We start from the raw sequence: 14,259 nt of genomic DNA, 5'->3' as shown, positions 1-14,259 counted from the left end.
ATCACCGGCCTGCGCCGGCTAACCGCTTGTCCGGCGGAGCGCTGAGCGGTCCCCGAACCGGATGCGTCGCCCGTCATTCCGTCGTGGCTGATCCCGCACACGCCGCGGATCCGCAGAGCGGCACAGCCCCGCGCCCCTTCCGGGGCGATGCCGGACCGCACCGGACTTGGCCGAGCCCTGTCAGCCCCGCAACCGCCCCCGCGCCACCATCAGCGCGAACCCCAGCAGGTTCGGCCCCCGCCACCGCTCGGGATCCATCGCCGCCTCGTCGTCCGCGGCGAGGCCGATGCCCCAGACGCGGTCCACCGGACTCGCCTCCACCAGCACACGCTCGCCCGTGCCCAGCAGAAACCCGCACAGCGCGGGATGCGCGGCGAACTTGTGGACGCTGCCCTCGGCCACGATCCCGAAACGCTCCCGCTCCCACACGGCCTCGTCGAAACCGCGCACGAGCCGGCCGGCCTTCTTCGCCAGCGCCGGATTCGGCGCCGTGACCGCCCGGTGCTCCGCCTCCGCGTCCTCGAACAGGCGGGCCTTGGCTGCCATCATCCAGTGCTCCGCCGTCGCGTACTCCACCCCGTCCACCGAGAACGCGGCCGGCCACCACTGGCTGAGACAGCTCGCTCCCACGCGGCCGTCCGGACGTGGCCGGTGCCCCCAGAAGTGCAGGTACTTGACCTTGGCCCCCGCACGGACTTCCCTGGTCAGGGCCTCCAATGAATCGATCTGCCCCGAGTTCCCCGACTGCTCCGGCTGTCTTGTGCTCTCCACGGCTTTCCCCATGACACGCGAGTCTGGCAGCCACCACTGACAACACGTCCCGCCTTTTCCCGTCCGACTGGACACCCGGTCGACAGATTCCGTCGCGTAACCAAAAGGCAACAACGGAATCACTTGTTGGAGTCCACTTACTCTGTCAGGATCGGCACTCAAATCGACCTGGAGCTACGTTGACCCCTGCAGTTCGGGGCGGGCGACGGAGGAGAGCGACATGCACAGTCCGGGCCATCGCTTCCCGGCGCGGGAGCGGCTCGCGGCCGGCGCGCAGTACATCGCGGGCCGCCTGACCCACGGCACCTCCGGCGGTACGCACACGGTCGTCGACCCCGCCACCGGCGAGGCGGTCTACACGTACGAGCCGGCCGGCCGCGACGACGTGGACGCCGCCGTCGCCGCCGCACGTGCGGCCTTCCCGGGCTGGGCCGGGGCCACCCCGGGCGAGCGTTCCGACGCGATGCACCGCTTCGCCGCCGTCCTCGCCGACCGCGCCGAGGAGTTCGCCCGCGCCGAGTCCCTCCAGTGCGGCAAGCCGCTCAAGCTGACCCGCGAGTTCGACGTGCCGGGGACCATCGACAACACCGCGTTCTTCGCCGGCGCAGCCCGGCACCTCCAGGGGCAGTCGGCCGGGGAGTACTCCGGCGACCACACCTCGTACGTCCGCCGGGAGCCCATCGGTGTCGTCGGCTCCATCGCGCCCTGGAACTACCCCCTCCAGATGGCAGCCTGGAAGATCCTCCCGGCGATCGCGGCCGGCAACACGATCGTGCTCAAGCCCGCCGAGCTGACCCCGCTGACCTCCCTCCTCTTCGCCGAGGCGGCCACCGCGGCCGGGATCCCGGACGGTGTGGTCAACATCGTCACCGGGACCGGCAAGGAAGCCGGTGAGCATCTCGTGGGGCACCCCGATGTCGCCATGACGTCCTTCACCGGGTCCACCGCCGTCGGCAGGCGCGTCGCCGAGGTCGCCACCGCCACCGTCAAGCGGCTCCATCTGGAGCTGGGCGGCAAGGCACCCTTCGTCGTCTTCGACGACGCCGATCTCGACGCGGCCGTCAACGGCGCCGTCGCGGGCGCGCTCATCAACACCGGGCAGGACTGCACGGCCGCCACGCGCGCGTACGTGCAACGGCCGCTGTACGAGGAGTTCGTCGAGAGAACGGCCGCCCTCATGGACACCGTCCGGCTCGGTGACCCGTTCGCCCCGGGTACCGACCTCGGGCCGCTCATCTCGCACGCGCAGCGCGACCGGGTCGCCGGATTCGTCGAGCGGGCGCGTGCCTACGCGCGCGTGGTGACCGGCGGCGAGACTCCGCAGGGGGAGCTGAAGAACGGCGCCTACTACCGGCCCACCCTGGTCGCCGACGCCGGCCAGGACAGCGAGATCGTCCAGTCCGAGATCTTCGGGCCCGTGCTCGTCGTCCTCCCCTTCGACGGCGACGACGAGGGCATCCGGCTCGCCAACGACACGCCCTACGGTCTCGCCGCCTCCGCCTGGAGCCGGGACGTCTACCGGGCGAACCGTGCCACCCGCGAGATCAAGGCGGGCTGCGTATGGGTGAACGACCACATTCCGATCATCAGCGAGATGCCTCACGGCGGGTACAGGGCGTCCGGCTTCGGCAAGGACATGTCCATGTACTCGTTCGAGGAGTACACGCAGATCAAGCACGTCATGTTCGACAACACGGCGGTTGCCCGCAAGGACTGGCACCGCACGATCTTCGGGGACCGCTGACAGGACACAGGCCGACCGACCAGCGGCCGCACACCCTCCCGAAAGGGCATCACGCGCATGGAGCAGTACGAGCCCGACCGCCTTTCCCCGGCCCAGGTGGCCGCCATGCGGCGCAGCTTCCGCAACGGCAGGGCCGCCCTGACCCGCAGGTCCCTGCTGCGCGCCTCCGCGGGCGGCGCCCTGGTGACCGGCGGCCTCGGTGCGCTGACCGGCTGCGGCATCCCCGCTGCCGGCAAGACCGCGGGAGGCGTCTCCGCGGACGACCACTCGGCCAAGGAGAAGACCGTCAACTTCTCCAACTGGACCGAGTACATGGACGTCGACGAGAGCGAGAAGCACCACCCCACGCTTGACGCGTTCACCGAGCGGACCGGCATCAAGGTCAAGTACACCGAGGACATCAACGACAACGTCGAGTTCTTCGGCAAGATCAAACCGCAGCTCGCGGCGGGCCAGGACACCGGCCGCGACATCATCGTCCTCACCGACTGGCTGGCCGGCCGGCTGATCCGTCTCGGCTGGGTCCAGAAACTGGACGCGTCGAACCTCCCGCACGCGTTCGCGAACCTGTCGGAGCAGTTCCGCAGCCCCGACTGGGACCCGGGCCGCGCCTACTCGTACCCCTGGCAGGGCATCTCGACCGTCATCGCCTACAACAAGAAGGCGCTCGACGGAGTCGAGGTGAAGTCGGTCTCCGACATGCTCGACAACCCCAGGCTGAAGGGGCGCGTCGGGTTCCTCTCCGAGATGCGCGACAGCATCGGCATGACCCTGCTCGACATGGGCAGGGACCCGGCGAAGTTCACCGACGACGACTACGACGCGGCCGTCGCCCGGCTCCAGAAGGCCGTCGACAACGGCCAGATCCGCCGCTTCTCCGGCAACGACTACACGGCCGACCTGACCTCGGGCGACTTCGCGGCCTGCATCGCCTGGGCCGGAGACGTGGTCCAGCTCAAGGCGGACAGCCCGGACATCGACTTCATCATCCCGGACAGCGGCTACATCACGTCGAGCGACAACATGCTGATCCCCAACAAGGCGCGCCACAAGACGAACGCCGAGCGGCTCATGGACTACTACTACGAGCCCGAACCGGCCGCCGAACTGGCCGCCTACATCAACTACGTGTGTCCCGTCGACGGAGTGAAGCCCTACCTCGCGAAGATCGACGAGTCGGCGGCGGACAACCCGCTGATCATTCCCGACGCGGCGATGGCCGCGAAGTCCCACGCCTTCCGGCTGCTGAGCCAGAAGGAAGAGACGGCCTACGAGGGCAAGTTCGCCAAGCTGACCGGGGCGTAACAGACAGTTCAGGCGTCCTCGGCCTTCGCGTGAAACCCCCTCCGACTCCCCAGGGACCACACCATGACCAGCACAGACCACGGCGGCGACGTCCGTCTCTCCGGGATCAGCAAGAGATACGGCTCCTTCACCGCCGTACACCCGCTCGACCTCACCGTCCCGCAGGGCTCCTTCTTCGCTCTGCTCGGTGCCTCCGGCTGCGGGAAGACCACGACCCTGCGGATGATCGCGGGCCTGGAGGAACCTTCCTCCGGGACCGTCTTCCTCGGTGAGCAGGAGGTCACGAACCTGCCGCCGTACAAGCGGCCGGTGAACACGGTCTTCCAGTCGTACGCCCTCTTCCCGCACCTCGACATCTTCGAGAACGTCGCCTTCGGCCTGCGCCGGCGCGGCATCAAGTCGGTGAAGAAGCAGGTCGAGGACATGCTGGAGCTCGTACAGCTGGGCGAACAGGCCCGCAAGAAGCCGCACCAGCTCTCCGGCGGCCAGCAACAGCGCGTCGCCGTGGCCCGCGCGCTGATCAACCACCCCAAGGTGCTGCTCCTCGACGAACCGCTCGGCGCCCTCGACCTCAAGCTGCGCCGCCAGATGCAGCTGGAGCTGAAGCGCATCCAGACCGAGGTCGGCATCACGTTCGTCCATGTGACGCACGACCAGGAGGAGGCCATGACGATGGCCGACACGGTCGCCGTGATGAACGCGGGCAGAGTCGAGCAGCTCGGCTCGCCCGCCGACCTCTACGAGAACCCGAACACCACCTTCGTCGCGAACTTCCTCGGCACCTCCAACCTCATCGAGGCCGAGGTGGACACCAAGAGCGGCGCCGAGATCGTCGTCAAGGCGGGCGGCGGCAAGCTCCTGCTCCCCGAGGCCCGCTGTTCCGCGCCGACCAGGGTCGGCGGCAGGGTGCTGGTCGGGGTCCGCCCCGAGAAGATCTCCCTCACGCACACGGACGAGGCCGGCGACATTCCGGCCGGCCGCAACCGCATCACCGGCAGGATCGCCGACACCAGTTTCATCGGCGTCTCCACGCAGTACGTCATCGACAGCCCCGCCTGCCCCGGGTTCGAGGTGTACGTCCAGAACATCGACCGTGACGCCCGGCTGGCCCCGGGTGCGGAGGTCGTCCTGCACTGGAACCCGGCCCACACCTTCGGCCTGGACGCCGACCAGTCCCTGCTTGCCGGGACGACGCGGGCCGCGGGTGTCGGGACGGTCGACGAAGAGGCGGCCGTCTGATGGCCACCGCGACCCCCGAAGCGCCGCCCCTGGCGCCCGGACCGGCCAGGAATCCCCCGCGCAAGAGGGGCCGCTGGACGCCGTACTGGCTGCTCCTGCCCGGCCTTCTCTGGCTGTTCGTGTTCTTCGCGCTGCCGATGGTCTACCAGGCCTCCACCTCCGTGCAGACGGGCTCCCTGGAGGAGGGCTACAAGGTCACCTGGCACTTCGCGACCTACTGGGACGCCCTGGCCGACTACTGGCCGCAGTTCCTGCGCTCGGTGCTGTACGCCGGTGCCGCGACGATCCTCTGCCTGGTGCTGGGATATCCGCTCGCGTACCTGATCGCGTTCCGGGCCGGACGCTGGCGCAACCTGATCATGATCCTGGTCATCGCGCCGTTCTTCACCAGCTTCCTGATCCGTACGCTCGCCTGGAAGACGATCCTCGCGGACGGCGGCCCGGTCGTCGGCGCCCTCAACTCGCTGCACGTCCTCGACGTCACCAGCTGGCTCGGCATCACGGCGGGCGACCGGGTGCTGGCCACGCCGCTCGCGGTGGTGTGCGGTCTGACGTACAACTTCCTGCCGTTCATGATCCTGCCGCTGTACACGTCCCTCGAACGCATCGACGGACGACTGCACGAAGCGGCCGGCGACCTGTACGCCAGGCCGTTCACGACCTTTCGCAAGGTCACCTTCCCGCTGTCGATGCCCGGTGTCGTCTCCGGCACGCTGCTCACCTTCATCCCGGCGAGCGGCGACTACGTCAACGCCGACCTGCTCGGCTCCACGGACACCCGCATGATCGGCAACGTCATCCAGACGCAGTTCCTGCGCATCCTCGACTATCCGACGGCTGCCGCTCTCTCCTTCATCCTGATGGCGGCGATCCTCGTCATGGTCACCCTCTACATCCGCAAGTCCGGGACGGAGGACCTGGTTTAAATGGCCTTCGTGAATTCGATCGGGCGCTGGCTCAAGAGCCATTTCGTCGTCATCGCGGGACTCGTTACGCTCGGCTACCTGATGCTGCCGAACGTCGTCGTCACGGTGTTCTCCTTCAACAAACCGAAGGGCCGCTTCAATTACGCGTGGCAGCAGTTCTCGACGGACGCCTGGCGTGACCCCTGCGGGGTCGCCGGTATGTGCGGCTCCCTCTCGCTCAGCCTGCGGATCGCCTTCTGGGCGACCGTCGGGGCGACCGTCCTCGGCACGATGATCGCCTTCGCGCTGGTGCGGTACCGCTTCCGCGCGAGGGGGGCCGTCAACTCCCTCATCTTCCTCCCCATGGCGATGCCCGAGGTCGTCATGGCGGCCTCGCTGCTCACCCTGTTCCTCAACCTCGGCGCCCAGCTGGGCTTCTGGACGATCCTGATCGCCCACATCATGTTCTGCCTGAGCTTCGTCGTCGTCGCGGTGAAGGCACGCGTGATGTCGATGGACCCGCGGCTGGAGGAGGCCGCCCGGGACCTGTACGCGGGCCCGGTGCAGACCTTCGTACGCGTCACCCTGCCCATCGCGGCCCCGGGAATCGCCGCGGGCGCGCTGCTCGCCTTCGCGCTCTCGTTCGACGATTTCATCATCACCAATTTCAACGCGGGCTCGACCGTCACCTTCCCCATGTTCGTCTGGGGGTCGGCGCAGCGTGGCACGCCCGTTCAGATCAACGTCATCGGTACTGCGATGTTCCTGATCGCCGTACTGTTCGTGCTGACCGGAATGGTCATCGGGAATCGCCGAAACAGGCAGAAGAAGTCGTAGTCGTTCACGGTGATCAGTGTTCACAGTCATTCGTAGGGAGTTGGAATCATGGCCCCAGGCGCCATGACCCATGGAAACGTAAATCGCTGGACAAAGTCTCTTTCCGACGCCCAGCCGGTCGCGTACTGGCTGGACGACCCCGGCCGGCCGCACCCCGAGCCCGCTCTCACCGGCGCCGAGAGCTGCGACCTGCTGGTGGTGGGCGGCGGCTACAGCGGGCTGTGGACCGCGCTGATCGCCAAGGAGCGCGACCCGCACCGGGACGTGGTGCTCGTCGAGGGCCGTGAGGTGGGCTGGGCCGCCTCGGGCCGCAACGGTGGCTTCTGCGCGGCCTCCCTCACCCACGGCCTGGCCAACGGCCTCGCCCGCTGGCCGGACGAGATCCACCGGCTCCAGGAACTCGGCGCGCACAACCTCGACGAGATCGAGAAGGCCGTGGCCCGTCACTCCCTCGACTGCGACTTCGAACGCACCGGCGAGATCGACGTCGCCACCGAACCGCACCAGGCGGCCGAACTCCGCGACTGGTACGAGGAGCTGGACCGCAAGGGCCTCGCGACCGGTACCGAGTTCCTGGACGCGGAAGCGGTACGCGAGCAGGTCGCGTCCCCCACTTTCCTGGCCGGCCTGCACGACCGTACCGGCGTCGCGATGCTCAACCCGGCGAAACTGGCCTGGGGTCTCAAGCGGGCCTGCCTGCGCCTGGGCGTCCGCGTCCACGAGCACACCCCGGCCCTGACCCTGCGGCCGTTCGGCGCAGGCATGGCCGTACGCACGCCGTACGGATCGGTCCGCGCCCGCCGGATCGCGCTCGGCACGAACATCTTCCCGAGCCTGGTGAAGCGCGTGCGCGCGTACACGGTCCCGGTCTACGACTACGCGCTGATGACCGAACCCCTGAGCGCGGAGCAGCTCTCCGCCGTCGGCTGGCACAACCGCCAGGGCCTCGGGGACAGCGCCAACCAGTTCCACTACTTCCGGCTGAGCGCCGACAACCGCATCCTGTGGGGCGGTTACGACGCGATCTACCCGTACGGCGGCCGGGTGCGCGCCGAGTACGACGACCGCCCGGAGACCTACGCCAAGCTGGCCGAACACTTCTTCACCTGCTTCCCGCAGCTGGAGGGCGTCCGCTTCACCCACGCGTGGGGCGGCGCCATCGACACCTGCTCGCGCTTCTCGGCGTTCTTCGGCACCGCACACGGGGGCAGAGTGGCGTACGCGGCGGGGTTCACCGGCCTCGGTGTCGGCGCCACCCGCTTCGGCGCGGACGTGATGCTGGACCTGCTGGCGGGGGAGCGCACGGAGCGTACGTCGCTGGAGATGGTCCGCAGGAAGCCGCTGCCGTTCCCGCCCGAGCCGTTCGCCTGGACGGGCATCGCGCTCACCAAGTGGTCGCTGGCACGGGCGGACGCGCACGGTGGCCGGCGCAACCTGTGGCTGAAGACCATGGACCGGCTGGGTCTGGGGTTCGACAGCTGAGGGCGTGTGCGGGCGGACCGTGATCCACGGCGTACGCCCAGCTCACTGACCGTGATCCGATTCACTCCCACGAGGTCGCGGAACCCGCGTAATGCTCCCGGGAAACCTCGCTCTCTCTCGTGACGCGACCAGCGTTCACACGAGAAAGGGAGGTCCCCTCATGACAGGGGCGAAAACGGCGGTCGAGTGGCTGGCGTCCGTTGCTCCGGATCCCACGGCCTGCCGCTGGGAATGGGAGCGCAATCCCCTGGGGATCGCGCTGCTGCCCGCCGGCAGGGCCTGGGACGTACTGATCCTGCCGGGCGAACTCGGCTACCCCACCCTCGACGTCCTCACCCGTGTCATCGACCAACCCGGCCCGGTACTCGTCGACTTCGGCGACTCCCGGACGGGGTTCTTCGTGCCACCGGGCACCGCCGCCCGGTGGCTGGGCACGGGGGTGCGTACGGCGGGACGCGGCACGTGGATCGTCGTCCCGTACCCGGGCCGCGCGACCGGAGGCATCCGCTGGCTGATCCCGCCGGACGGCTCGGGCACCCTCACCGACCCGGCACTCCTCGAACTGGCCATGCACGAGGCGGCGGCGGGTCTGGCGACCGACGAAAACAGGTGATGTCCGGGACCCTCGCGGTTCTCACGATTCCCGCGTGACCACGCTCTCGTCGGCCGTCCGTGCGGCCGACGCGAACGGTGGGCATGGGGGGGCGCAGGTGGGCCGCCAAGCCGACAGGTGCGTACAGCCCGGTGGTTGACGACGGCGGGAGCCGCCGTGGCGACGGTCGTCCTGTGGACGTCCGGCTGTGGACGTCCGGCCTGACTCCGGGGGGATCAGGGTGAGGGCCTGCGGACGAGGAGCCGCAGCAGGATCAGCAGCGCCGTGCACAGGAACCAGCTCGCCACGACGTCCAGTGGCCAGTGGAATCCACGGACGACCAGCCCGACGGCGACAGCGGCGTTGAGGGCGAGACAGCCGGTCAGGACGAGCCGACGGGCGTACGTGCGGCGCAGCCACGGCAGCAGGAGCAGCGTGGCCGAGCCGTAGGCCACGACGGCCGTCGCTGTGTGCCCGGAGGGGTAGAAGCCGGTGCCGGGGCCCATGACGGGTGGCCCGGACCGGGCGACGAGCTCCTTCAGCGGTACGACGATCGCCGGTACGGCCGCCATCAGCACGCCCGCGCCGGCCGGTTCCCGCCACCAGCGCTCCGTACCCGCGCGACGCGCGCGCAGACCGGCGTACACCAGGACGACGAGAAGGACGGGAACGGCGACCGTGATGTTGCCGAGGTCGGCGAGGAGTTCCCAGCCGCGTGCCGGGTGGACCAGTGAGTCGCTGAGGCGTTCGTCCGCGCGGGCGAGGGGGCCGTGGGCGGCGACCTGCCAGGTGATCAGCGCGAAGAGGATGACCGCGAGGGTCAGCAGGGTGAGGAGATGCCGAGAGGTCGTCCGCCCTGGAACAGGGGGGGTAGCTCCAGGGCGGACGATCAGATCGGGTCGTCGCACGCCCCGGGGGGTTTGGGGCGGGCGACTGTCCGATCGGTGAGGAGACCCGGAGCCGGAAGCTCCGGTTGTGTGCGCGAGGGCACGACCGGATCGAAGCTGGGGAGGCCCCGACCAGGCGCCGCCCGCAGTTTCCTGCGGGCGGGGTGTATCTCTCATCTGGATAGAACCTACGTCAGGGGATGGGTCTCGGACAGACAGAATGACATCCCGCCATCCACCTCGCACACCTTCTTCACACGCTCTGACGGTGCCCGCGCGGGCCCGGAAACAAGCGGAATCCGGGCCGGTCGGCCGGTAGGACGAGTGGTGCGGACGGGCGGCGGGAGCCGTCGGGACGTCAGACGCTGGTGAAGGCCTGCTCGATGATGTCGAGGCCCTCGTCGAGGAGGTCCCCGCCGATCACGAGCGGGGGCAGGAAGCGGAGGACGTTGCCGTAGGTGCCACAGGTAAGGACCACCAGACCCTCCTGGTGGCAGGCCCTGGCGAGCGCGGCGGCCGCCTCCGGGTGGGGTTCCTTGGTGGTGCGGTCCTTGACCAGCTCGATGGCGATCATCGCGCCCCGGCCGCGGATGTCACCGATGACGTCGTACTTCTCGGCCATGGCGGTCAGCCGTGCCTTCATGACGGCCTCGATGTGCTTCGCCCTGGCGTTGAGGTCGAGCTCCTTCATCGTCTCGATCGAGCCGAGCGCGCCCGCGCAGGCGACCGGGTTGCCGCCGTAGGTGCCGCCCAGGCCGCCCGCGTGCGCGGCGTCCATGATCTCCGCGCGCCCGGTGACGGCGGCGAGCGGCAGCCCGCCCGCGATCCCCTTGGCGGTGGTGATCAGATCGGGCACGATGCCCTCGTCCTCGCACGCGAACCACTGCCCGGTCCGGCAGAATCCCGACTGGATCTCATCGGCGACAAAGACGATGCCGTTGTCGGCGGCGAACTGGCGAACGGCCGGCAGGAACCCCTTGGCGGGCTCGATGAAACCGCCCTCGCCGAGCACCGGTTCGATGATGATCGCGGCGACGTTCTCCGCCCCGACCTGCTTGCTGATCTGGTCGATCGCCTGGGCGGCGGCTTCGGGGCCGGCGTTCTCGGGGCCGGTGGGCCAGCGGTAGCCGTAGGCGACCGGCACGCGGTACACCTCGGGCGCGAACGGCCCGAAGCCGTGCTTGTACGGCATGTTCTTGGCGGTGAGGGCCATGGTGAGGTTCGTCCGCCCGTGGTACCCGTGGTCGAACACGACGACGGCCTGTCGCTTGGTGTACGCCCGCGCGATCTTCACCGCGTTCTCGACGGCCTCGGCGCCACTGTTGAAGAGGGCGCTCTTCTTGGCGTGATCGCCCGGCGTCAGCTCGGCGAGCGCCTCGGCGACCTCGACGTACCCCTCGTACGGCGTGACCATGAAACAGGTGTGCGTGAAGTCGGCGAGCTGGGCGGAGGCACGGCGCACGACAGCCTCGGCGCTGGCGCCGACGGAGGTGACGGCGATGCCGGACCCGAAGTCGATCAGCCGGTTCCCGTCGACGTCCTCGATGATCCCGCCGCCCGCACGCGCCGCGAAGACGGGCAGCACCGAGCCGACCCCGGCCGCGACGGCGGCGAGACGTCGGGCCTGGAGCTCCTGCGACTTCGGGCCGGGGATTGCGGTGACTACGCGGCGCTCCTGGGGGAGGGAGGTCATGAGGGGCTCCTGGGGGCGTGACGGACGCGAGGGTGACGTGGTTCTGACGTGGGCTGACGCGGGACTTCGCCGCGGCTCTCTTCGCAGGCTAGGCCTGGGGGGTGGGGGCGGGCATGCACCGTTTGGGAGTGGTGGGGGTGTGTCGTTGTCCTTGGTGGACAGGGGAATGCCCTCGCGGCGGGCCTCAATGAGTGGGTGCGCAGGAGGGTTCGCTCTGCGCGGTCGGCCCTGTAAGCGGTGAACTCCCCTTGTGGGGGCGTTAGATTGACGTCTGTTGACTGATGGTGGACGGAACGGCTGGTCAGGCTGGTCAGGGGGCAAGGCGATGGACAGCGACGGGACGCCGGACGCGCGGGGTACGCATGCGAATCCTGTGCCACGTCCGGCGGGGCCGCCGGACGTGCCCTCCGTGCCGCCTCGGCCGGGGCGGGCTCCGAGGCCCGTCGAGCAGGGGGGGCCTGCCGTTGGGTCTGTCGCCGAGTGGCTCGATGAACCGCGGCCCGACGCCAGGCCCGGGATCTGGCGGTACGGGTACCGGGTGCCCAAGGGGGCGCAGGCCGCGGAACGTCTCTCTCCGGTCACCGTCGTCGGGCTGCTGGTGCCGCTCGTTGTGGGGCTGGTTCTGTGGTCGGTGTGGCTGCGGGGCGCGATGCCGTACCAGTGGGTGCTGCTGAAGGTGTTCACGCCGGAGGACTGGTGGTGGGGCGGCACCGTCGCGCCCAAGGGGTGGGAGGGCAGCGCGGCCGTCCTCGTCTTCAACGGTGTCTTCTTTCTTGCCCTTCTGTACGGCATGGGGCGGCTTGGTAGTTGGCCCGACATCGCCCGGCATTTCGTTGGGCGCCGGCCTCAGCCCGCGCGGGCGCTGCTCGCGGTACTCGGGGCTCTCGTCACGCTCGGTTTCGTGTTCCCTGACGCTTTTCCCGGCGTCGGCTGGGACGCCCTGCCGATCGTCGACGCGGTCGTCGCCCTCGTCGCGTTGATCTCCGGAGGGTTCGATGTGTTCGGGTCGACTGTCTTCACGGTCGGCCTCTACACCGTCATCACCCTGCTCGTCGTGTGGCCGTTCGCCCGGATCGGTGGCTGGCTGGCGTACGCGAAGGAGCGCCTCGCCGCCCGCAGGGCCGCCGCCGGTCCCACGGGGCCCGCTCCCGCCGACCGGCCTCGTGCGCACTGGCCCGACCTCCGGGAGGCCGGTCAGTACGAGGCCGCCGAACTGCTCACCGCGGAGGTGACCGGCGGTCGTATGAACGACGTCGACTGCGCCCGCGTCGAGCACGCGTGGGCGCTCGCCAGGCGGGACGGGCTGCTCGCGGCCTTCCGGGACACCGTCCTGCGGCAGGGCGCGGCGGCCTGGGCCCACCCCTCCGGAGCCCGGGACCTGTCCCGGCGCACGGCGCACCACGATCTGGCCGCGGGGCAGGTCCGCATCGGGCGGTGGGTGGCGGCCGAGCGGGCCCCGCTCGCCTATCACGGTGCCGGTGCGGCGCTCGGGCCCGAAGTGCTGGGCACTTCGCTGCTCGCGGTCGGACCGTCCGGGGCGGGCAAGACCCGGCATCTCATCGAACCGGTGACCGAGTCGCTGGCCCTGCGGGCGCTCACCGGGCAGTGCGCCTTCGCCGCGGTCTCCGCGCCGGGGACGCCGGTCGCCGCCGACTCGGCGTTCGACGTGGTCGTGCGGATCGGAGACCGTGACTCCGTCCACGACCTCGACCCGTACGCCGACTCCGACGACCCCGACGAGGCGGCCGCCTTCCTCGCCGAGGCACTGGTGGGCGACCTCGACACCGTCGGCACCGAGAGTGCCGCCACCGCGCTCGCCCAGGTGCTCGGCCCCTACCGGGCGGCGTACGGCCGCTTCCCCGCCCTGCCGGTGCTGCGTGAGCTGCTGGAGAGCGACCCGGCCGCGCTGTCCGCCCTGCGGGACGCCCTGGCGGGGGACGAGTCCACCGTCATGCGGCGCGAACTCGACGTACGCATCCGGCAGGCGGCGAGCCCGGCGGACGTCGGCCGGGTCGTCGCCGACCGGCTCTCGTTGCTCAACCGGCCGGTCTTCGACGGGTTCTTCGGCGGGGGCGGTGCTGCCCGTCCCTTCTCGTTGCGTTCTCTCACCCAGCATCCGCTGCGGGTCCGCGTCGACCTGCCCGAGCACGGTCACGAGGAAGCCGCCCGGCTGATCACGCGGCTCGTCCTCGCCCAGTTCAGCGCCGTCGTACGCGACGGACGGCGCCCTCACTTCGCGTGCCTGGTCCTCGACGACGCCACCGGGACGGTCACCGCCGGGTCGGTACGCCGTATCCAGCGGATGCGCTCCCAGAACGCGGGCGTCGTCCTCGCCCTGCGGACGATCGGCGACGTCCCGGAGGCGCTGCACGGGCCGCTGTACGGCGCCGTCGGCTGCCGCATGGCGTTCTCCGGCGTGACGACCTGGGACGGCAGCCGGTTCGCCCAGGCCTGGGGCACGGCCTGGGTGGAGACACGGGACGTGGCCAAGCACACCGTCTTCGCCGACCAGCCGATGACCCGCGCCATCCACGCCCTGCGCAAACTGGTCACCGGCAAGGCCGTCACGACCGATGCCGTGACCGTACGTACGGTCGAACGGGAGCGCTGGTCGGCGTCCGAACTGGCGCACGAGGTGCCGCCGGGGCACGCGGTCCTTTCCCTGACCACGGTGGAGGGTGAGCACGCGCCTCCACTGTTGGTGAATCTGCGGGGCTGAGCAGCGTTGGTTGTTCGTACGAAGCACGCGGTACGTACGGTGAGGCAGAATCGGCACAGGTCGTTCATACGCGGCGGCCAAAAGT

The 14,259-nt window shown here is 69.9% G+C and carries 11 protein-coding genes; 8 read left to right on the top strand and 3 right to left on the bottom strand.

Annotated elements, in window-relative coordinates:
• Positions 1 to 180: 180 nt before the first annotated feature.
• Entirely contained in the window at positions 181 to 771 is a 591-nt protein-coding gene (locus RB628_RS03410) for an NADAR family protein (RefSeq protein WP_318318747.1), read from the bottom strand.
• Positions 772 to 991: 220 nt separating this feature from the next.
• On the opposite strand from RB628_RS03410, the gene RB628_RS03405 reads away from it, so the two are divergent.
• The 7 genes from RB628_RS03405 (at position 992) to RB628_RS03375 (ending at position 8,896) form a co-directional block, all read left to right on the top strand.
• On the top strand, positions 992 to 2,515 hold the full coding sequence (locus tag RB628_RS03405) for a gamma-aminobutyraldehyde dehydrogenase (RefSeq protein WP_318318746.1): 1,524 nt from the start codon (positions 992 to 994) through the stop codon (positions 2,513 to 2,515).
• Between the two features lie 57 nt (positions 2,516 to 2,572).
• Entirely contained in the window at positions 2,573 to 3,820 is a 1,248-nt protein-coding gene (locus RB628_RS03400) for a spermidine/putrescine ABC transporter substrate-binding protein (RefSeq protein WP_318318745.1), read from the top strand.
• 63 nt (positions 3,821 to 3,883) lie between these two features.
• Positions 3,884 to 5,059 (top strand): ABC transporter ATP-binding protein, encoded by a 1,176-nt coding sequence (locus RB628_RS03395; RefSeq protein ID WP_318318744.1) that lies wholly within the window; start codon positions 3,884 to 3,886, stop codon positions 5,057 to 5,059.
• The gene (locus RB628_RS03390) at positions 5,059 to 5,985 is read left to right on the top strand and encodes an ABC transporter permease (protein WP_318318743.1); all 927 of its coding nucleotides are present in this window, start codon (positions 5,059 to 5,061) and stop codon (positions 5,983 to 5,985) included. The genes RB628_RS03395 and RB628_RS03390 overlap by 1 nt, the downstream gene beginning before the upstream one ends.
• On the top strand, positions 5,986 to 6,801 hold the full coding sequence (locus RB628_RS03385) for an ABC transporter permease (RefSeq protein WP_318318742.1): 816 nt from the start codon (positions 5,986 to 5,988) through the stop codon (positions 6,799 to 6,801).
• Between the two features lie 48 nt (positions 6,802 to 6,849).
• The gene (locus tag RB628_RS03380; RefSeq protein WP_318318741.1) at positions 6,850 to 8,283 is read left to right on the top strand and encodes an FAD-dependent oxidoreductase; all 1,434 of its coding nucleotides are present in this window, start codon (positions 6,850 to 6,852) and stop codon (positions 8,281 to 8,283) included.
• Between the two features lie 160 nt (positions 8,284 to 8,443).
• Positions 8,444 to 8,896 (top strand): hypothetical protein, encoded by a 453-nt coding sequence (locus RB628_RS03375; protein WP_318318740.1) that lies wholly within the window; start codon positions 8,444 to 8,446, stop codon positions 8,894 to 8,896.
• 215 nt (positions 8,897 to 9,111) lie between these two features.
• Here RB628_RS03375 and RB628_RS03370 read toward each other — a convergent pair whose 3' ends face one another.
• Both RB628_RS03370 and gabT read right to left on the bottom strand, forming a co-directional pair.
• Complete coding sequence (locus tag RB628_RS03370) at positions 9,112 to 9,783, bottom strand: phosphatase PAP2 family protein (RefSeq protein WP_318318739.1); 672 nt, start codon at positions 9,781 to 9,783, stop codon at positions 9,112 to 9,114.
• A gap of 337 nt (positions 9,784 to 10,120) precedes the next feature.
• The gene (gene gabT, locus RB628_RS03365; RefSeq protein ID WP_318318738.1) at positions 10,121 to 11,455 is read right to left on the bottom strand and encodes a 4-aminobutyrate--2-oxoglutarate transaminase; all 1,335 of its coding nucleotides are present in this window, start codon (positions 11,453 to 11,455) and stop codon (positions 10,121 to 10,123) included.
• Positions 11,456 to 11,780: 325 nt separating this feature from the next.
• Here gabT and RB628_RS03360 point away from each other — a divergent pair, with 325 nt between their 5' ends.
• A complete protein-coding gene (locus RB628_RS03360) occupies positions 11,781 to 14,174 on the top strand; it encodes an ATP/GTP-binding protein (protein ID WP_318318737.1) in 2,394 nt (797 codons plus the stop codon).
• Positions 14,175 to 14,259: the final 85 nt, after the last annotated feature.

The sequence above is a fragment of the Streptomyces sp. ADMS genome, from assembly GCF_033441795.1.
In the GTDB taxonomy this organism is placed as follows: Bacteria; Actinomycetota; Actinomycetes; order Streptomycetales; family Streptomycetaceae; genus Streptomyces.
This window is presented reverse-complemented; position numbering and strand designations above follow the sequence as displayed.